This is a genomic window from Thermoflexus sp. (assembly GCF_040289485.1).
Classification (GTDB): domain Bacteria; phylum Chloroflexota; class Anaerolineae; order Thermoflexales; family Thermoflexaceae; genus Thermoflexus.
The window spans coordinates 10,400-27,000 of record NZ_PSLG01000017.1 but is presented as its reverse complement, the minus strand read 5'-3'; the positions used below and the strand labels follow the sequence as shown (position 1 = coordinate 27,000).

21 protein-coding genes and 2 tRNA genes are annotated in these 16,601 nt (G+C 68.7%); 15 read left to right on the top strand and 8 right to left on the bottom strand.

What is annotated here, in order from left to right:
- The first annotated feature begins 8 nt into the window (after nucleotides 1-8).
- From trpS to C4313_RS04725, 5 genes are all read left to right on the top strand, one after another.
- Nucleotides 9-1,052, top strand: coding sequence for a tryptophan--tRNA ligase (trpS, locus tag C4313_RS04745; RefSeq protein ID WP_352428723.1), 1,044 nt, complete (start codon nucleotides 9-11; stop codon nucleotides 1,050-1,052).
- 61 nt (nucleotides 1,053-1,113) lie between these two features.
- Nucleotides 1,114-2,484: a TrpB-like pyridoxal phosphate-dependent enzyme gene (locus C4313_RS04740; RefSeq protein ID WP_352428722.1), complete on the top strand. Its 1,371-nt coding sequence runs from the start codon at nucleotides 1,114-1,116 to the stop codon at nucleotides 2,482-2,484.
- A 555-nt stretch (nucleotides 2,485-3,039) separates the two neighbouring features.
- The gene (locus tag C4313_RS04735) at nucleotides 3,040-4,077 is read left to right on the top strand and encodes a D-2-hydroxyacid dehydrogenase (RefSeq protein ID WP_352428721.1); all 1,038 of its coding nucleotides are present in this window, start codon (nucleotides 3,040-3,042) and stop codon (nucleotides 4,075-4,077) included.
- Nucleotides 4,078-4,315: 238 nt separating this feature from the next.
- Complete coding sequence (locus tag C4313_RS04730) at nucleotides 4,316-4,564, top strand: hypothetical protein (protein ID WP_352428720.1); 249 nt, start codon at nucleotides 4,316-4,318, stop codon at nucleotides 4,562-4,564.
- A 141-nt stretch (nucleotides 4,565-4,705) separates the two neighbouring features.
- Nucleotides 4,706-4,981: a hypothetical protein gene (locus tag C4313_RS04725; RefSeq protein ID WP_352428719.1), complete on the top strand. Its 276-nt coding sequence runs from the start codon at nucleotides 4,706-4,708 to the stop codon at nucleotides 4,979-4,981.
- Between the two features lie 46 nt (nucleotides 4,982-5,027).
- Here the strand turns inward: C4313_RS04725 and C4313_RS04720 are convergent.
- Nucleotides 5,028-5,102: transfer RNA gene (locus tag C4313_RS04720), tRNA-Pro, on the bottom strand.
- A gap of 125 nt (nucleotides 5,103-5,227) precedes the next feature.
- On the opposite strand from C4313_RS04720, the gene C4313_RS04715 reads away from it, so the two are divergent.
- The 4 genes from C4313_RS04715 to C4313_RS04700 all read left to right on the top strand — a co-directional run bounded on the left by C4313_RS04715 (nucleotide 5,228) and on the right by C4313_RS04700 (nucleotide 8,656).
- Nucleotides 5,228-5,302: transfer RNA gene (locus tag C4313_RS04715), tRNA-Arg, on the top strand.
- A 67-nt stretch (nucleotides 5,303-5,369) separates the two neighbouring features.
- Nucleotides 5,370-7,577, top strand: a complete 2,208-nt coding sequence (locus C4313_RS04710) for a glycosyltransferase family protein (RefSeq protein ID WP_352428718.1) — start codon at nucleotides 5,370-5,372, stop codon at nucleotides 7,575-7,577.
- A 16-nt stretch (nucleotides 7,578-7,593) separates the two neighbouring features.
- Complete coding sequence (locus tag C4313_RS04705; protein ID WP_352428717.1) at nucleotides 7,594-8,346, top strand: metal-dependent transcriptional regulator; 753 nt, start codon at nucleotides 7,594-7,596, stop codon at nucleotides 8,344-8,346.
- A complete protein-coding gene (locus C4313_RS04700) occupies nucleotides 8,267-8,656 on the top strand; it encodes a metallopeptidase family protein (protein ID WP_352428716.1) in 390 nt (129 codons plus the stop codon). Before C4313_RS04705 ends, C4313_RS04700 begins: the two co-directional genes overlap by 80 nt.
- 9 nt (nucleotides 8,657-8,665) lie before the next feature.
- Here C4313_RS04700 and C4313_RS04695 read toward each other — a convergent pair whose 3' ends face one another.
- Nucleotides 8,666-9,238: an elongation factor P gene (locus C4313_RS04695; protein WP_352428715.1), complete on the bottom strand. Its 573-nt coding sequence runs from the start codon at nucleotides 9,236-9,238 to the stop codon at nucleotides 8,666-8,668.
- 170 nt (nucleotides 9,239-9,408) lie between these two features.
- On the opposite strand from C4313_RS04695, the gene C4313_RS04690 reads away from it, so the two are divergent.
- The 4 genes from C4313_RS04690 (at nucleotide 9,409) to C4313_RS04675 (ending at nucleotide 10,727) form a co-directional block, all read left to right on the top strand.
- Nucleotides 9,409-9,603 (top strand): FmdB family zinc ribbon protein, encoded by a 195-nt coding sequence (locus C4313_RS04690; protein ID WP_352428714.1) that lies wholly within the window; start codon nucleotides 9,409-9,411, stop codon nucleotides 9,601-9,603.
- A 66-nt stretch (nucleotides 9,604-9,669) separates the two neighbouring features.
- Nucleotides 9,670-9,936: a metal-sensing transcriptional repressor gene (locus C4313_RS04685; protein ID WP_352428713.1), complete on the top strand. Its 267-nt coding sequence runs from the start codon at nucleotides 9,670-9,672 to the stop codon at nucleotides 9,934-9,936.
- Nucleotides 9,933-10,184: a hypothetical protein gene (locus C4313_RS04680; protein ID WP_352428712.1), complete on the top strand. Its 252-nt coding sequence runs from the start codon at nucleotides 9,933-9,935 to the stop codon at nucleotides 10,182-10,184. Before C4313_RS04685 ends, C4313_RS04680 begins: the two co-directional genes overlap by 4 nt.
- 63 nt (nucleotides 10,185-10,247) lie before the next feature.
- A complete protein-coding gene (locus C4313_RS04675) occupies nucleotides 10,248-10,727 on the top strand; it encodes an OsmC family protein (protein WP_352428711.1) in 480 nt (159 codons plus the stop codon).
- A gap of 9 nt (nucleotides 10,728-10,736) precedes the next feature.
- On the opposite strand, the gene cax is transcribed toward C4313_RS04675, so the two are convergent.
- Entirely contained in the window at nucleotides 10,737-11,777 is a 1,041-nt protein-coding gene (cax, locus tag C4313_RS04670) for a calcium/proton exchanger (RefSeq protein WP_352428710.1), read from the bottom strand.
- Nucleotides 11,778-11,824: 47 nt separating this feature from the next.
- Complete coding sequence (locus tag C4313_RS04665) at nucleotides 11,825-12,751, bottom strand: decaprenyl-phosphate phosphoribosyltransferase (RefSeq protein WP_352428709.1); 927 nt, start codon at nucleotides 12,749-12,751, stop codon at nucleotides 11,825-11,827.
- A 141-nt stretch (nucleotides 12,752-12,892) separates the two neighbouring features.
- Here C4313_RS04665 and C4313_RS04660 point away from each other — a divergent pair, with 141 nt between their 5' ends.
- Nucleotides 12,893-13,573, top strand: coding sequence for a helix-turn-helix domain-containing protein (locus C4313_RS04660; protein ID WP_352428708.1), 681 nt, complete (start codon nucleotides 12,893-12,895; stop codon nucleotides 13,571-13,573).
- Entirely contained in the window at nucleotides 13,573-13,830 is a 258-nt protein-coding gene (locus tag C4313_RS04655; protein ID WP_352428707.1) for a hypothetical protein, read from the top strand. Before C4313_RS04660 ends, C4313_RS04655 begins: the two co-directional genes overlap by 1 nt.
- A 15-nt stretch (nucleotides 13,831-13,845) precedes the next feature.
- Here the strand turns inward: C4313_RS04655 and C4313_RS04650 are convergent, their stop codons facing one another.
- From C4313_RS04650 to rpsF, 4 genes are all read right to left on the bottom strand, one after another.
- Nucleotides 13,846-15,030, bottom strand: coding sequence for a peptidylprolyl isomerase (locus tag C4313_RS04650; RefSeq protein WP_352428706.1), 1,185 nt, complete (start codon nucleotides 15,028-15,030; stop codon nucleotides 13,846-13,848).
- Between the two features lie 100 nt (nucleotides 15,031-15,130).
- On the bottom strand, nucleotides 15,131-15,487 hold the full coding sequence (gene rpsR, locus C4313_RS04645) for a 30S ribosomal protein S18 (protein ID WP_352428705.1): 357 nt from the start codon (nucleotides 15,485-15,487) through the stop codon (nucleotides 15,131-15,133).
- A 43-nt stretch (nucleotides 15,488-15,530) separates the two neighbouring features.
- A complete protein-coding gene (locus C4313_RS04640) occupies nucleotides 15,531-15,914 on the bottom strand; it encodes a single-stranded DNA-binding protein (protein WP_352428704.1) in 384 nt (127 codons plus the stop codon).
- Between the two features lie 29 nt (nucleotides 15,915-15,943).
- Nucleotides 15,944-16,258 (bottom strand): 30S ribosomal protein S6, encoded by a 315-nt coding sequence (gene rpsF, locus C4313_RS04635; RefSeq protein ID WP_352428703.1) that lies wholly within the window; start codon nucleotides 16,256-16,258, stop codon nucleotides 15,944-15,946.
- Between the last annotated feature and the right edge of the window lie 343 nt (nucleotides 16,259-16,601).

Genomic DNA, 16,601 nt, shown 5'->3' with positions numbered 1-16,601 from the left:
GGAGCGCCATGGGGACCAAAAAACGGGTGTTGACCGGAGATCGGCCCACGGGGCCCCTGCACCTGGGCCACTACGTGGGCACCTTGGCCAACCGGGTGCGGCTGCAGGACGAATACGAGGTCTTCCTGCTCATCGCCGACTACCACGCCCTGACCACCAAGCCGGAGAAGGCGGACATCCTGGCCTCCCGCGAATACATCCGAGAGATCGTCCTGGATTACCTGGCGGTGGGCATCGACCCCGAGAAGACCACCATCTACCTGCAGTCCGACGTCCCTGAGGTCTGCGAACTGACCTTGCTGTTCGCCATGCTGGTCACCCTGCCGCGGGTCGAGCGCATCCCGACCCTTAAGGACATGATCCGGGATCAGAAGATCGAGAACCCGTCGCTGGGGCTGATGCTCTACCCCATCCTCCAGGCGGCCGATATCCTCCACGTGAAGGCCGAGATCGTCCCGGTGGGGAAGGACCAGGAGTCCCACATCGAACTGTGCCGGGAGATCGCGCGGCGCTTCAACGCCCTTTACGGACGGGAGGTCTTCCCGGAGCCCGAGGCCCTCATCGGCGACGTGCCCACCCTGCCCGGGATCGACGGCCGGGCCAAGATGAGCAAATCCCTGGGCAACGCCATCTTCCTCAGCGACCCGCCGGAGGAGGTGGCCCGCAAGGTCATGCAGATGTTCACCGACCCGATCCGCGTCCGGCCGGACATCCCGGCGGACCCCGACGCGCCCCACAACGTGGTCTTCCGTTACCACGAGGTCTTCAACGACGACCGGGCGGAGGTGGAGGAACTCAAGGCCCGCTACCGCCAGGGGAAGGTGGGCGACGTGGAGGTGAAGCGCCGCCTGATCGCCGCCCTGGAGCGCTTCCTGGCTCCCATCCGCGAGCGGCGGGCCTACTACGCCGCCCGCCCCCACCTGGTCGACGAGATCCTGGCCGCCGGGGCGGCGAAGGTGCGGCCGATCTCCCAGGCCACCCTGGCCGAGGCCCGGGAGGCCATGGGCCTGACGGCCCGGCGGCTGGCGGAGCTGAAAGCGTCCCTTCGGTGAACGAGCGGGCGGGGGGCCTTGGCAGGGGCCCCGCCCGCATCCCCTGTTCGAGGAGGTCGCCATGGCGGAGCGGACACGTTTCCTGTTGCCGGAGGAGGAGATCCCGAAGGCCTATTACAACCTCCTGGCCGACCTGCCCTTCTCGTTGCCGCCGGTGCTGCATCCGGCCACCGGCCGGCCCATCGGCCCGGAGGATCTGGCTCCCCTCTTCCCGATGGCCCTCATCCAGCAGGAGGTCAGCCGGGAGCGGGAGATCGAGATCCCGGAGCCGGTGCGAGAGATCTACCGTCTGTATCGACCCACTCCCCTCATCCGGGCCCGGCGCCTGGAACGGATGCTCGACACCCCCGCCCACATCTACTATAAATACGAAGGCGTCAGCCCCGCCGGGAGCCACAAACTCAACACCGCCCTGGCTCAGGCCTTCTACAACCAGCAAGAGGGGGTCCAGGGGCTGACCACCGAGACCGGCGCCGGGCAGTGGGGGAGCGCCCTGGCCATGGCCTGCCGCTTCTTCGATCTGGAGTGCACCGTTTTCATGGTCAAGGTCAGTTATCAGCAGAAGCCCTACCGGCGGGTCCTCATGGAGACCTTCGGGGCACGGGTGATCCCCAGCCCCAGCCCCCACACCGAGGCGGGCCGCCGGGTGCTGGCCGAGAACCCCGACTCCCCCGGCTCCCTGGGCATCGCCATCAGCGAGGCCGTGGAGGCGGCGGCCACCAGTGGGGGGCGCCTGAAATACAGCCTGGGTAGCGTGCTGAACCACGTGCTGCTCCACCAGACCGTCATCGGCCTGGAGGCGAAGAAACAGATGGAGATGGCTGGGGAATACCCCGATCTCATCGTCGGCTGCGTGGGTGGGGGGAGCAACTTCGCCGGGCTGGCCTTGCCCTTCATGCGGGACCGGCTGGTGGAGAAGCGGCCCGTCCGCTTCCTCGCCGTGGAGCCCACGGCCGCCCCCAGCCTCACCAAGGGCGTTTACGCCTATGACTACGGGGACACGGTGCGCACCACGCCCCTCCTGAAGATGTATACCCTCGGCCACACCTTCACCCCGGCGCCCATCCACGCCGGGGGCCTCCGCTACCACGGCATGGCCCCCATCCTGTGCGCCCTCTACGGCGCCGGCCACATCGAGGCCGTCGCCTACCCCCAGACGAAGGTGTTCGAGGCCGCCGTCCTCTTCGCCCGCGCCGAGGGGATCGTCCCCGCCCCCGAATCCGCCCACGCCATCCGCGCCGTCATCGACGAGGCCCTCCGGGCGAAGGCCGAGGGGATCCCCCGCGTGATCCTGTTCAACCTCAGCGGCCATGGCCACTTCGACCTGGGCGCCTACGACCAGTATCTGCGCGGCGAACTGGCCGATTACGAATACCCTGCCGAGGAGGTGGCCCGCGCCCTGGCCTCCATCCCCACCCTGCCCGTCGCCTGAACCGAAGGGCCCCCTGCAGCTCAGGGGGCCCTCCTCGATTTCCACCCACCTGTGGAAAACCAGACCCCCCGCCCCCAGATCTGGGGACGATCATCCATCATCCCTCCGGATCTCGGCCTCCCTCCGGAGGCGCTCTCCACCGCCGGTTGTGGAAAACCCGCGCGCAACCTGTGGAAAAGAAGGTCCGATTGGGGATAACTTCTCCACAGCAAGGGTTGGATTTCCACATTTTCGGCTCCCTTTCCAGCCCCTTCCCTCGACCAACCCCCAGATCTGGGGACAAGAGGACTTTTCCACAGTTCCCGGTGGTTTTCCACACACCCCTTTTTATCGAGTTTTCCACAGCCCGGGGCGCGGAAGAGGCTGGGGCTTTGGCCCGGAAGGTCCCCTAGTGGTCGGCGGGGCGAGGGTTGACCCCCCAGGGATGGCCCTTGGGCCTGGAGAGGGGCCGGGGTTTTTCCACAATCCCCAGGCCCTACGACGACGGCGATATTGGCTTCATGATTTTCCAGGGAGTAAAATATCCCAACGTGGATCGTGACCGGGGGGAAGCCGATGGCCCCAGGGATCGCGCGGCGCGTTCTGATCACCGTCCGGTTCGACTCGGAGTGGGTGGCCCGATGGCAGGCCCGCTGGCCGATGTTGCAGTTCGAGGTCCACCCCACCCGCCATCTGGAGAAGATCTCCCTGGAGATCTGGCGGGAGGTGGAGATCCTGTATACGTTCAACACCCTGCCGCCGCCGGAGTGGGTCCCGCGCCTGCGCTGGGTGCAGCTGCACTCGGCGGGAGCGGATCACTTGCTGGAACACCCGCTCTTCCAGCGGGACGTGTGGTTCACGACCGCCAGCGGCGTCCACGCCATCAACATGGCCGAGTATGTGTTCGCCATGGTGCTGGCCTGGTTCCATCGGGTCCCCCGCATGCTGGAGTGGCAAGCCCGGGCCCAGTGGCCGCCGGATCGGGAGCGGTGGTCCCTGTTCGTCCCCGAAGAGCTGTGGGGGAAGCGCATGGGCATCGTCGGCTACGGCAGCATCGGACGGCAGATCGCCCGGCTGGCCAAGGCGTTCGGGATGCGTGTGCTGGCGATGCACCGCGGGCGGGGCGATCCCCAGGACCACCGGGACTTGGGCTTTGTGTTCCCCGGGACAGGGGATCCCGAGGGGGTCCTGCCGGATCGCTACTACCCGCCGGACCAGCTTCACGCGCTGCTGGCCGAAAGCGATGTGGTGGTCATCGCCGTCCCCCTCACCCCGGAGACGCGAGGGATGTTCGACGAGGCCGCCTTCCGGGCGATGAAGCCCTCCGCCTTCCTGGTGAACATCGCCCGCGGCCCGATCTGCGTGGAGTCCGCATTGATCCGGGCCCTCCGGGAGGGATGGATCGCCGGCGCGGCCCTTGACGTGTTCGACCAGGAGCCCTTGCCGCCCGAACATCCCCTCTGGCACCTCCCCAACGTGCTGATCAGCCCCCACGTGTCCGGATTCACCCCCCACTACGACGCTCGGGCCGCCGCCCTCTTCGAAGCAAACTTAGAGCGCTACCTGAAAGGGGAGCCCTTGTTCAATTTGGTGGATAAAAAGCGGGGCTATTGAACAAGGCAGGCCGTGGAACGCGTGGGCCACGGATATCCCTAGATATGGCGTCCGTCCGCACGGAAAGTCCCAGATCTACGGGTTTGGGTGGAGAGGGGGTTCACCGAAGCCCCACGGGGCTTTCACCGAACCTCCACGAACGGGGCTGGCAGGGGATGTTACCATGGCGATGGCCCGCCCCTGGGAGGATGGCGGGCGGGATCCGGCGTCGCCCATGCCTGTTCCAGGAGGATCGCCGATGACGCTGCCCCCGCAGGACCTGACCGGCAAGCCGCTGATCTGCCCGGATGGCGTCCTGGGCCCGGTGGTGGAGGTGTTGGTGGATCCGGTCTCCGGAGAGCCTACCCATCTGGTCTGGCGCGAGCCGGTGGTCCTCTATCAGGAGATCAGCATCCCCATCTCCTATGTGGAGGAGGTGGACGGGGAGGGGATCCGCCTGCGGGTCCGCCGGGAGGACATCGAGCGCCTCCCCCGGTTCATCTGGTGAGGGACGCCTGAGGAGCAGGAGCGCAGCGCGCTGCGCCCCTACCGGTGGCTACAGGCCACGGGTCGATGAAGCCGGGAAGAGACGGGTCATTGACTTCACCGGCAAGATCTTTGATACGCCACGGAACAGGAGGCGGATCCGATGCGTGTCCTTCGGCGGGCGTCCCTGGTCGGCGCGGTGCTGGGGATCGTCCTCGGGCTCTCGGCGGCCCTGGCCGCCTCCCCGTTGCCCACCCCGACACCGCCGTCCTCGCCGCACCGGGTGTTCATCCCTGCGGTGGGGGCGCCCGCCCCGGTCGCTCCCTCGCCCGGGGGGTTGCGTCTCTGGGAGAGCCCCTGGCCGTTTCTCGCCCTCGGGGTGGCGATGGGCGCATGGCTGGCCTTGCGGGCGCTGGAACGGGGCCGCCGGTCGCGGTGAGGCCGAAAAGCAAAACCGGGGAGCAGCGCGGCTGCTCCCCGGGGGGTCGGGGCGGGCGGATTTGAACCGCCGACCTCGTGGTCCCGATCCACGCGCGCTCACCTGGCTGCGCCACGCCCCGCTTTCATTGAGATTATACCGCCCTTCGGATCCCCCGGCAAGGCAGGGATGGATCGGCGGGCTCTCCTCAGGCGGCGGCGTAGACGTTGACAGCAGGGCGGGATTGCGCTAAATTTTCCTATGGATGCCCCCATAGCTCAGGCTGGATAGAGCGTTGGCCTCCGGAGCCAAAGGTCGCGGGTTCGAGTCCCGCTGGGGGCTTCGCGGGGGGATCCCCAGGAGGGGATCCCCCCGCGCGTGTTGAGGGATGCACCGGAGGCACCCGGCGATGGGGCACGGAACGCGCGCCCGTTCCGGACCCGGGGCGGGGGGCCTTGTCCGGCTTTTCCCGCTGGGGATCTGGTGGATCTGGCTGGCGCTGGCCTGGCCGCCCGCCGCCTTCTTCCGGGCGGTGCCCGCCGGCGAGGATACGCTGGAGGTGATGTGGGCGCTGGCCTGGTATCGCCGGGCCCTCTTCCACCTTCACGTCTCCCCTCTCTTCCATCCGCTGGCCTTCGCCCCCGCAGGCTGGCACGTGGCCAAGCAGCATCACGGGCCGTTCCTCATCGGTCTGATGCTCCCCTGGGCCCTGCTGGGCGGGGACGCTTTTGCTTACCACCTCATGGGATGGACCACGCTGACCTTGGCCTTCGGGGGGATGTTCCGGCTGGCCGGGCGCTTCACCCGGGATCGCTGGGCGGCGACCGCCGCCGGCGTGACCTACGCGCTGTTCAACGGCACGTGGGCAGCCATGCGGGTCTACGGGGATTACCTGGCCGTGGCCTGGGGATGTGCGGCGTTGCCCTGGATGGCCTACGCGCTGGAGCGGGCCCGACGCTCCGGCTGGAAGGCCGGCCGGCTCGCCCTGGCGGGCGGGATCTGGGGGCTGGGGATCGCCGGCTCGCCGTATCTCCTTCCCCTCGGTGGGGTGATGGCCCTGGCTTACGGTTGGGGGGCGTGGCGCCGCCGCCGACTCCGGGCTTTCCTGGGGTCCGTGGTGGGGATCGCCCTGCTCCTCGGCGGCCCGTGGATGGCCCTCTTCCTCGACGCCGTGCGTCAGGATGGACTGTTGGGGCAGACCCTGGAGACCGCTCTGGGCAACGGCTATCCGTGGGGGGACGCCTGGGTCTGGAACCCGAACCATCTCGGGCGGTGGGGAGAGGGATCGTCCCCGGGGCGGCCGATCTTCTCGCTGGGAGCGATCCCCACCGTCAGCAGCCTCGCCGGTGTGGCCCTCGCTGCCGCCGGCCGCCGCCGGCTTCGGAGCCGTCGCCTGTTGTCGATCGCGGTGGGAGGGGCTTTGCTGGCCACCGGCCTGGCGGTGAAGGGCGCGGAGCCCATCCGCTTCCCCTGGCCGCCTGCCCTGGCGGCGATTTATGAGGCGATGTGGCGCATCGGCCATGTGCGCAAGCCCGATCTCTTCCCCACACCAACCCTTCCCCCGGACTGGAACGGCATGGCGCTGACGCCCGCGCTGTTGCTCTGGGCAGTCCTTCCCTTCTGGGAGGCAGCGGGGACGGTCTGGCGGTTCATCGCGCTGACAGCACTGGGCCTCCTGGTGGCCGGGGCTGAGGCCTGGACCCGCGGGGCCGGCCCTGGTATCCGCCGGGCCCTGTTCGCCCTCTGGCTGCTCGAGGCGGCGATGGCTCCCCTGCCCATGCTCCCGTGGCCCTACGCTGTCCATCCCGCCTTCGAGTGGTTGCGGGACCACCCCGAGCCTGGCGCCGTCGTGGATGCCTTCGCCGACCACACCCCGGGCCTGCATCTCTCGCGGGTGGTTGTGATGGCCACCGAGTATCACCAGCGACCCACCCTCGCCGGGTTCACGCCCCTCCACCCGCGGTGGCTGGAGGCCTTGCAGCGGGGACGGGGGATGCTGTTCCGACATCGCCCGGATGGGCTGGGGCGCTACGGCTTCCGCTTCCTCGTCGTCCACAACCCGCCCGCGGACTGGAGGAAGTGGAATTGGCCCTTCCCGCTGGAGCGGTGTTTCGATCCGCCGCCCATGCCCTCCCCCTGGGACTATCCGATCTGCGTGTTCCGCATCCCTGACCGCGGGGAGCCGGACTTCACGAACCTGTGGCTGCTGGACGGCTGGTCGGGCCCGGAGGGCTGGGGGGTCTGGGCCGTAGGGTGGACGGCGCGGGCGCTGTGGCCGGCGAGGGAGGCGGGGCGTCCGGCGCGCCTGCGGCTTCGGGCTTTCCCTTTCTGTGTCCCCGGGCAGGTCCAGCGGATCGCCGTGGTCTTTAACGGCCGGCCGCTGGGGGAAGGGGCCTTCCCGGATTGCGGGGAGCACGAGATCTGGTGGGCGATCCCCGGGGCGTGGGTGCGTCGGATGAACGAATTCGTCTTCCGGTTCGCCTACGCGGCCGTTCCCCCTCATGGGGACCTGCGCCGCCTGGCCGTGGGTGTGCGGGCGCTGGAGGTGAAGGAGGGCCCGCCCGGGGATAATATGGGTGGGGAAGGATCGCTCCCGGGGAACCCGTCGTCTCGTTGAGGAAAGGCGGACCGCGATGCCGCGCCTGAGCGCTTCCATGGAGGACTACTTGCGGGCGATTTACATCCTGGCCGAGCGGGAGGGGGAGGTGACCACCACCCGGCTGGCGGAGTATCTTCAGGTGGCCCCGCCCTCGGTGACCGGGATGCTCAAGAAACTGGCCCGCCTGCGGCTGGTGCATTACACCCCTTACCGAGGCGTGGCCCTCACGCGGGCAGGCCGCCGCATCGCCCTGGAGGTCATCCGGCATCACCGGCTGCTGGAGCTCTTCCTGATGGAGGCCCTGGGGTATGCCTGGGATGAGGTGCACGCGGAGGCCGACCGCCTGGAGCACGCCATCAGCGAGGCCCTGGAGGAGCGCATCGCGGCCATGCTGGGCCATCCGGCCTTCGACCCCCACGGCGACCCGATCCCGACCCGGGCCGGCGACCTGCCCGCCTCGGCCGCCTGTCGCCTGAGCGAGGCGCCCATTGGGGTGGCCTGTTCGGTCCTGCGGGTGACCGATGAGGTGGCCACGCTGCGCCAGGCAGCCCGGGCCGGCCTGCGGCCGGGCGCCCGGGTGACCGTCCAGGAAGTCCTGCCCGGGGCCATGCTGCGGATCCGGGTGGGTGATCAGGAGCACCGCATCCGGCGGCGGCTGGCCGAGCGGGTGTTTGTGCAGGTTCCTTCGGCGGAAGAGGAGGCCTCCCATGCGCCGGCGGCGGTTGCGGATCACGCCGGAACTGGTGGAACGGGTATGGGCGGAGATCCTGGGGGAGCTGCCCCCTGAGCTGCGGGCCGCGGTGGAGAACGTGGCCGTCCTGTTGGAGGAGGAGCCCTCCCCTGCCCAGCGGGAGGCCTACGGGCTGCCCCCCGACGAGCACCTGTATGGGATGTTCGAGGGCGCTTCGCTCCCCGAGCGCGCCGCCGCCGGGCTGGCCTGGCCGGCCCGCATCCTCCTGTTCCGCCGCCCCCTCGAAGCGGATTTCGGCGACGACCCCCTCCGGCTGCGCCAGGAGATCCGGCGCACCCTGCTCCACGAGCTGGGCCATTATTTCGGCCTGGACGAGGAAGGGCTGGAGCGGCTGGGGTTGGCGTGAGGGGCGTCGCTATCCGCCCCGCTTCCCCACCCGGTCGACGTAGGAGCGGGTGTATACGTTGATGCGCACGATATCCCCCTCAGCGATGAACTGGGGGACCAACACTTCCAGGCCGTTCTCCAGGATCGCCGGCTTGTAGACGTGGCTCTCGCGTTCGCGGATGGGCTGGGAGGTCTGGACCACCCGCAGATCCACGGTTTCAGGGAAGACCACGGCCACCGGGCGCCCCTCGTGGAACTCCACGGGGATCCGCTGGTTGGGCTGGAGGAAGATCTCCAGGTCCCCGATCATGGCGGCAGGGATGGGGACCTGGTCATAAGTGTCCGGATCCATGAAGTAGAACATCTCGCCGTCGTTGTAGAGATATTCCATGGTGCGGCGCTCGAGGGCCACCTCCTCCAGCCGTTCCTCCGGCCGGAAGCGCCGGTCGGCCACCACGCCGGTGCGGAGGTTGCGCAGCCGCGCGTGGACGACCCCTTTCTGCTGCGCGGTCCCGGCGTGATGGACAGCCTCGACCACGCGGTAGAGGGTGCCCTCCAGGGCGATGGTCATCCCCGGGCGGAGCTCGCTGGCCAGCGGCATGCCCACCTCCCTGGGGGATAGAATAGATCCTGTATCCATTATACGGCCGCGCCTTCGGCCTCCAGCCGATAGCCGAACCCCGGCCTGACGCCTTGACAGACGGGAGATCGCCGGTTATCCTGAAATACGGGGAGGGGGTATCCAGCGTCGACCTCGGAGGTGGAAGGGGGATGCCGCTGTATGCCTATCGTTGCCGGGCCTGTGGTGCCGAGTTCGAGGAGCTGGTCCGGTTTTCGACGCCGGACGAGGAGATCGCGTGCCCGCGCTGCGGGCAGCGGGCGGCCGAGAAGCGCCTGACGGCCTTCGCCACCTTGGGCCGGGAGAGCATCTCCCGCCGTGCCCTGGCCTGCGGGCCGATCCCCTGAGGGATCCGATGAGGGCAGGGCCGGGCGCCCTGCGTTCCGGGCGAGCCCATCCCGAGGACAGGGGCCGTGGTGGCGTTGCCTCCAGAGGCGGAACGGCGGTTGATCCTGCGCCTCCGGCGGATCGAGGGGCAGGCCCGGGGCATTGCGCGGATGGTCCGGGAAGGGCGGGACTGCCGGGAGGTGCTGGAGCAACTGGCCGCCCTCCAGGCCGCGGCCCGCCAGGCCTTCCGGTTCGCCTCCCGCGCCTACCTCCAGGCCTGTGCCGCGGAGGAGCCCGGTCAAGCCGCCCGGGCCTTGCAAACCCTCCTGGCCGCTTTGGAGCGGCTCCCATGAGCGCCTACTGGTGGCAGGGAGGCCAGGCCGGGAAGCGCTCCCCCCGGCGCCGGCGCCCTTCGAAGCCGCCAGCGCCGCTTTCCTTCGCGTTGACCCCGCCCGCGGAGGCGGAGCGCGCGGTGGAGACCTACCGGGTTGGGGATCTGTGCCCGAACTGCGAGTTCGCCCGTCTGGAATACGACGGATACTTCAATGTGTATTGTCCTGTGTGCGGCTTCCGCGCGGGGGCCCATGGGGCATGCACCTGATAAGGCGGGCGTTCGCGGAGGGGCGGAGCCCCTCCTTCACCCTCACCCTTTCCGGAGGCCCGCATGGCCACCGAAATCCGTCTGAGCCTCTTGGATGTCCATGGGATGAAGATGGAGGCCCTCACTCCCAGCGGGCACGCGGTGATCATGGACGCCGCCCCCGACGTGGGCGGGACGGATCAAGGGCCGCGGCCCATGGAGCTGGTGCTGGTCGCCCTGGCGGGCTGCACCGCCATGGACGTGCTCTCCATCCTGCGCAAGAAGCGCCAGCCCCTCGAAGGGTTCGCCATGGAGGTCCGCGGGGAACGGGCCGCTGAGCATCCGAGGGTCTACACCGAGATCGACGTGCTCTACGTTGTAAAGGGGAGCGTGGATCCCCAAGCCGTGGTGCGGGCCATCGAGCTGTCCGCGACCAAGTACTGTTCCGTCAGCGCCATGCTCCGGAAGACGGCGCGCATCCGCTATCGATATCGCATCGAGCCCACAGCGCCGGGGGCTGCTCCCATCGAGGGGGAGTATGAGATGGCCGAGGCCACGGCCTGATCCCCAGCTTCACACGAAGAAAAAGGCGATCCCCAGCATCCCGTAGACCGCCAGCAACTGGGCGCCCTCCAGCCAGTTCGTCTCCCCGTCCAGGGCAATGAAGGCGGCGATGGCCCCCGCCATCATCAAGGCCATCAGTTCCAGCGGATGGAAGACCAGATCCATAGGCCGGCCCAGGGCCAGGCTGGCGAAAACCAGGACGGGCGCCACCAGCAGGGCGATCTGCATGCTGGACCCCACGGCGATCTCGAGGGAGAGGTCCAGCCGGTTCTCCGCCGCCATGTGGACGGCCACCAGGTGCTCCGCCACGTTGCCCACCAGGGGGATCAGGATGATCCCCACGAAGAACTCCGTCAGCCCCAGGGCGTGCAGGGCCGGCTCCAGGGCATGCACCAGCAGCTCGCTCATGACCACCACGCCGAGGGTGGCGGCCAGCAGCAGCCCCAGGGCCTGGAGCGGTGGGCGGTGATGGCCGTGGGCTGCAGGGGCTGGGGCAGCCAGGGGCTCCGGGGCGCGGAAGGTGTACAGCATGCCCAGCCCGTAGAGGGCCAACATGAGCCCGGCCACCCCCAGGCTCATCGTCTCCACCGCCTCCGGATGGTCCTCGGCGATGGTGTGGCTGAACAGGGAGGGGATCCCCAGGGCGATGAACGAGAGGACGGTCATGGTGGTCAGCATCCCCGCCCGCTGCCGGGAGAAGCGCTGCAGCCCGTGGCGCCATCCCCCCACCAGCAGGCTCAGCCCCAGCACCAGGAGGAGGTTTCCCAGGATGGAGCCGGTGATGGAGGCCTTGACCAGGTCCAGCAGCTCGGCGCGGATGCCGGCCAGGGCGATGATCAGTTCGGCGGCGTTGCCCAGGGTGGCGTTGAGCAGCCCCCCGACCACCGGGCCGGTCCGCTCGGCCAGGTCCTCGGTGGCCTCGCCGATCAGCGCCGCCAGGGGGATGAGGGCCAGGGCGCTGAGGGCCACGGTGAGCACCGGGGGGGCGCCCATCCCGGCGGCCAGCAGAGCCAGAGGGGCGGCGATCAGCAGCACGCGTATTCCGATCATCGACACTTTCTCCATGTCGGGTGTCTGCGATGAGAAGACCAGGAGCCTTAGAAGAGATAGAGGATGGCGATGGCCGCCATCCCCCACAGGATCACGGTGAGGAGCAACGGGCGATCCCGCAGCACCAGTTCGTCCGGTGGCGCTGTCTCCCCCCGCACGTGGATGAGATAAAGATACCGGAAGACCCCATACAGCACGAAGGGGATGGTCAACATCATAGCATGGTTGGAGGGAAGGTTCGGGGCGGAGAACGTGTAGAGGGAATAGGCCACGATGGTGGCCGCCATCACCACGCCCATCATCTCGTCCAGGAAGCGGACGGTGTATTCCTCCAGGATGGCCCGGTGGTTGCGGGCGTTCTCCCCCAGGAGGAGGATCTCTTGGCGGCGCTTGGCGAAGCCGATGAAGAGGGCCAGGAGCAAGGTGCACAGATAAAGCCATGGGGAGAAGCGCTCCACGCGGACCAGGGGGACGCCGGCGGCGACCCGGAGCACGTAGCCGCTGGCCAGGGTCAACACGTCCAGGATCACCCGGTGTTTCAGCCAGAGGGAGTAGGCGAGGTTCAGCCCCCAGTAAACGTAGGCGATGAGGGCGAAGAAGGGATCCAGGGCGAAGGCCGGGTAGGCCAGGGCCGCCGGGAGGACAAAGGCCGCCCCCCAGGCGACGCGGGGATCCAGTTCCCCCGCCGGCAGCGGCCGGCGCCGTTTGCGCGGATGCTGTCGATCTTTCTCCAGGTCCTGCAGGTCGTTGAACACATAGACGGCGCCGGAGAGCAAACAGAGGATCAGGAAGCCGAGGATGGTCCGTGCCAGGGGGAGGGGCTGCAGCAGTTTCTCATCGAACACCAGGGGGGCGAAGACGAACACGTTCTTCACCCACTGGCGCGGGCGCATCGTCCGCACCAGGGCCCCTATGGCCCGGACAGGCCCCAAAGCCTGGACCCGCGGGATGGGTTTCGATCCGGACCCGGCCATCGGCCCACCCGATCTGGGGAATTTACACGCCGCTATTATACTGCGGCCCCGGACAACGACGGCCCTGGGCAGGTATAATAAAGCGCGAACTGGGATGGGGAAGGACGGAGGATCCTAGGATCTATCTTGGGGAGAGCCCGGATGGAAGCCCAAGAGCGTCTGATCCTGCGTCGCAAGATCCTGGGATTGGCCCTCCGCCGGGCTCGCGAGCAGGCCCGGAAGACGGTCCCGGCCTGCGCGGCGCTGCTGGGGGTGCCACCGGCTCGATATCGAGCCTACGAGGCCGGCCGCTGGGATCCGAGCCTCCCGGAGCTGGAAGCCCTGGCCTGGTTCTTCCACGTCCCTCTCTCGGCCCTGCTGGAGCCGGACGGGGGCGGACCGGCTGCGTCGGAGGCCGATGCCCCCGCGGCGGTCTCCGAATGGCTCCACCTGCGCCACCGGATCATCGGCCTGCTCCTCCGCCAGGCCCGGGAGCAGGCCGGCAAGTCCGTGCGCGAGGCGGCCGCTTTCCTGGGCTGTTCCCCCCAGCGGATCCGGGCCTACGAGGCCGGAGAGCGACCGATCCCCCTCGTCGATCTGGAGCGGCTGGCAACTTTCCTAGGGCTCTCCCTCTCAGCGTTCCTAGACACCGATAGCCCCATCGGCGAGGCCGTGACGTTGCTGGGGCAACTGGAGCAATTCCGAGCCCTTCCGCCGGAAGTGCGGGCGTTCGTCCTGCCGCCGGCCCATCTGCCGTATCTCCGCCTGGCCATGCGCCTGGCCGAGCTCCCGGCCGATCGGCTCCGGCGGATCGCGGAAGACCTGTTGGAGATCACCTTGTGATGTGGACGACGCCGGCCCTCATCCTGCTGCTGGGAGGCGGGCTGGGTCTGATCGCCCACGTCCTGGGAGGAGGCGGGGCCCGTCGGCTGGCGCTGGATCTCCTGTTGGGCACGACAGGGTTCGCCCTGGGTCATGGGATCGGGGGGCTTTGGATGCCCGGCTTCGGCCGCGTCGGGACCACTGCCGTCCTCCCCGGGGCGCTGGGGGCCCTCCTGCTTCTCATGCTCGGGCGGAACATCCCCTTCCTGCGCCGCTGACCGTTCCTCTTGCGGTCAGCGGAAGGTGGCGCGCCGCCTCGCGGAGGGCGGGAGACGGTTCTGCCAGCCGAAGTAGCGGACCCGCTCCGGGTCGTTGCGCTGGCGCTGTAGCCATTCCTCAAAGGCCTGTTGCTGGCGGGCCTGCAGGTAATACGGCGAGAGCTCCCGATCCTCGCGGCCCGCCACGAAGGCCAGGTGATAGCCGACGGGGGATGGGATCACCGGGGTCGTGGCGCTGACCGGGGTGGCGAACACGATCTTCTCCAGCTCGGCTCCATACAAGGAGCTCAACCCACCGACGGGCGTCCAGCCCAGATCCAGGGCGGTCGCGCTGACCACCTGCCCGGCGCGCACAGCCTCAAAGACCGGATCGAAGCCCTCGGCCTGAACCCGGCGCTGCAGATCGTTGGCCCGTTCCAGGGTCTCGGCGGTGATCAGCCGCACGTAGACCTGTTCTTCGTGGGTGGGCACCTCCCGGGCGAAGGCCTCCCGAAGGCGCTGCTCCAGGAGGTCTGCCTCCACCATCGCCCGGTAGTCCGCCTCCGTGATCCCCAGTTCCGCCCACCGCCGGACCTGGGCGGCGTAAAGGGCCCGGAACGCGGCCTCCGAGAGGGGCGTGGGCGTGGGGAAGGAAGCAGGCAATGGGGTCCCCGTCGCTGGCGGGGGCGTGGGGGAACCGGCCGGCGTGGGGGTCTCCCGGAGGAAGCCGAAGCGGCGCTCGATGGCCCGCTCCAGTTCCTCTGGGGCGATGCGGATCCCCCGCCGCTCGGCTTCCCGCCGGATGATCTGCTCGTCGATCATCTGCTGGAGGACCGCCTGCCCCAGGGCGAGGGGGTCTTCCAGTTGCAGGTTGATCTGGTTGATCTGTTGCCGGTAGATGGCCGCCAGAGTGGCCTGGTTGGGATCGTTGGGGTCCAGAGCAGCGATCTGCTGCTCCATGAGGGCGACCTGCTGGCGGAGGGAGGCCTCGGCGAACCGGAACCGCTTCTGGAAATCGCGGGTGCGCAGGGACTGGCCGTCCACGGTGGCCACGGGCTGCTCCGGAAGGACGAACCGCTCGTAGGCCAGGCCTCCGGTCACGATCAGGAGCGCCAAAAGGACAATCCCCCCGGTCCCCAGGAGCAGGGAGCGCTGAAGGCGGGCCTCCCGTTCCGCCCGGGAGAGGGCTTTGCGATGGATCGTGGTGGGCTTGCGGGCCATCGCGCCTCGCTCTTGCGCCCGACAGGCCGCGCCGCGGGGGAGGTGGCAGCCGCTCGGGGCCTCCGGCCTAGCGCCCCGGGCCGCCCGCCTCCGTCCCGAATCAGACGCCGCCCCACCCATATTTGCGGACGTGCTCCGCGGTGAAGGGGAGGAGGCCCAAATGCCGGGCCCGCTTGATGGCCACCGAGAGGCGCCGCTGGTGCTTGGCGCAGGTCCCTGTCTGCCGACGCGGCTTGATGCGGGCTCGATCGTTCACGAAGCGACGCAGCAGGTCCACGTTTTTATAATCGATCGTGACCCGCTCCACGCAGAAATAGCACAGTTTGGGCGGCGGAGCGTATCGACGGGTTGGGGGGGCCTTGGCCGGCGCCGCCGCTGGCGCGGCCGGGGCCGCCGGTGTTTCCACCGCCCGCTCAATGGCTTCCGGTTGGGGGGTCTCCCGGATCTCTTCTGCCAAGGTTAACCTCCTTAATTCAGAGATCGATCGGCGGAACTGGCGTTCAGAACGGGAACTCCTCCGGGGCCTCCTCTTCCTCCAAAGCCGGGGCCGCCGTTCCCTCCCCCAGGAGGATCATCTCGTTGGCCACCAGTTCCGTCCGGTAGTGTTTCTGGCCTTTCTCATCCTCCCAGCCCCGCGTCTGCAGGCGCCCCTCCACATATACATACATCCCCTTCCGGAGGCGCTGCTTGCAGATTTCCGCCAGGCCGCCCCAGGCGACCACGTTGAACCACTCGGTCTCCTCCCGGCGCTCGCCGTTGCTCGTCGTCCAGGCCCGCGTGGTGGCCACCGGGAACGTCGTCACCGGACGGCCGCTGGGCGTGAAACGCATCTCCGGATCCCGTCCCACCTGACCGATGATCATCACCTTGTTCAGGCTGCGCATCGCCGCTCCATCCCTGGGCTGCTGGCTGGCTAATCCTCGTCCAGGCGGACCAGGAGGTGGCGGAGGACCTCCTCCGTGATCCGCAGGGTGCGTTCCAGAGGGGCGGCCGCCTGGGCTGGCATCTCAGCCCGGATCAGGACGTAGAGGCCTTCCATCTTTTTGCGAATCGGGTAGCAGAACCGGCGGCGCCCCCAGGGGACCACTTCCTGGATCTGGCCGCCGTGGGCAGCGATCACCCCTTTGATCCGCTCGACAACCTGATCCTGCTGCTCCGGGGCGAGCTCCGGCTGCAGGACGACCATCAGTTCATAGGGACGAATGCGTGGTGCCGGCGGAACCAACACGGTCGTGACCTCCTTTCCACGGGATTGCCCCCGCACGGGGCGGGAGCGGAAAGGCGCAAAGCGGGAGGTATCCTAGCACAAGGTCAGCCGCGTGGCAACTCGAGGCCAGCGGGGAGAGGCCCCGGCCCCCAAAGGGCGCCCCCCGCTCCCTTCCGGGCCGGGGCCGTGGGATCAGTCCTCATTAATCTTCATGCTCGCCATCCTTGTGTTCGTCGTTGTGTCGGTCGTCTTTGGACTTGGATTTCTTCCCCTCCTCCCTGGACGGATCATCGGACTTGTCTCGGTCCCCAGTATCGCTCTTCGTCTTCGCCTCGATTTCGCGGGCGAGGACGGTGCCGTTGGG

What these genes read in the sequence shown, in the direction of transcription:
- trpS (WP_352428723.1), top strand. Translation starts at nt 9, where the DNA reads ATGGGGACCAAAAAACGGGTGTTGACCGGAGATCGGCCCACGGGGCCC.
- C4313_RS04740 (WP_352428722.1), top strand. Translation starts at nt 1,114, where the DNA reads ATGGCGGAGCGGACACGTTTCCTGTTGCCGGAGGAGGAGATCCCGAAG.
- C4313_RS04735 (WP_352428721.1), top strand. Translation starts at nt 3,040, where the DNA reads ATGGCCCCAGGGATCGCGCGGCGCGTTCTGATCACCGTCCGGTTCGAC.
- C4313_RS04730 (WP_352428720.1), top strand. Translation starts at nt 4,316, where the DNA reads ATGACGCTGCCCCCGCAGGACCTGACCGGCAAGCCGCTGATCTGCCCG.
- C4313_RS04725 (WP_352428719.1), top strand. Translation starts at nt 4,706, where the DNA reads ATGCGTGTCCTTCGGCGGGCGTCCCTGGTCGGCGCGGTGCTGGGGATC.
- C4313_RS04710 (WP_352428718.1), top strand. Translation starts at nt 5,370, where the DNA reads ATGGGGCACGGAACGCGCGCCCGTTCCGGACCCGGGGCGGGGGGCCTT.
- C4313_RS04705 (WP_352428717.1), top strand. Translation starts at nt 7,594, where the DNA reads ATGCCGCGCCTGAGCGCTTCCATGGAGGACTACTTGCGGGCGATTTAC.
- C4313_RS04700 (WP_352428716.1), top strand. Translation starts at nt 8,267, where the DNA reads ATGCGCCGGCGGCGGTTGCGGATCACGCCGGAACTGGTGGAACGGGTA.
- C4313_RS04695 (WP_352428715.1), bottom strand. Translation starts at nt 9,238, where the DNA reads ATGCCGCTGGCCAGCGAGCTCCGCCCGGGGATGACCATCGCCCTGGAG.
- C4313_RS04690 (WP_352428714.1), top strand. Translation starts at nt 9,409, where the DNA reads ATGCCGCTGTATGCCTATCGTTGCCGGGCCTGTGGTGCCGAGTTCGAG.
- C4313_RS04680 (WP_352428712.1), top strand. Translation starts at nt 9,933, where the DNA reads ATGAGCGCCTACTGGTGGCAGGGAGGCCAGGCCGGGAAGCGCTCCCCC.
- C4313_RS04675 (WP_352428711.1), top strand. Translation starts at nt 10,248, where the DNA reads ATGGCCACCGAAATCCGTCTGAGCCTCTTGGATGTCCATGGGATGAAG.
- cax (WP_352428710.1), bottom strand. Translation starts at nt 11,777, where the DNA reads ATGATCGGAATACGCGTGCTGCTGATCGCCGCCCCTCTGGCTCTGCTG.
- C4313_RS04665 (WP_352428709.1), bottom strand. Translation starts at nt 12,751, where the DNA reads ATGGCCGGGTCCGGATCGAAACCCATCCCGCGGGTCCAGGCTTTGGGG.
- C4313_RS04660 (WP_352428708.1), top strand. Translation starts at nt 12,893, where the DNA reads ATGGAAGCCCAAGAGCGTCTGATCCTGCGTCGCAAGATCCTGGGATTG.
- C4313_RS04655 (WP_352428707.1), top strand. Translation starts at nt 13,573, where the DNA reads ATGTGGACGACGCCGGCCCTCATCCTGCTGCTGGGAGGCGGGCTGGGT.
- C4313_RS04650 (WP_352428706.1), bottom strand. Translation starts at nt 15,030, where the DNA reads ATGGCCCGCAAGCCCACCACGATCCATCGCAAAGCCCTCTCCCGGGCG.
- C4313_RS04640 (WP_352428704.1), bottom strand. Translation starts at nt 15,914, where the DNA reads ATGCGCAGCCTGAACAAGGTGATGATCATCGGTCAGGTGGGACGGGAT.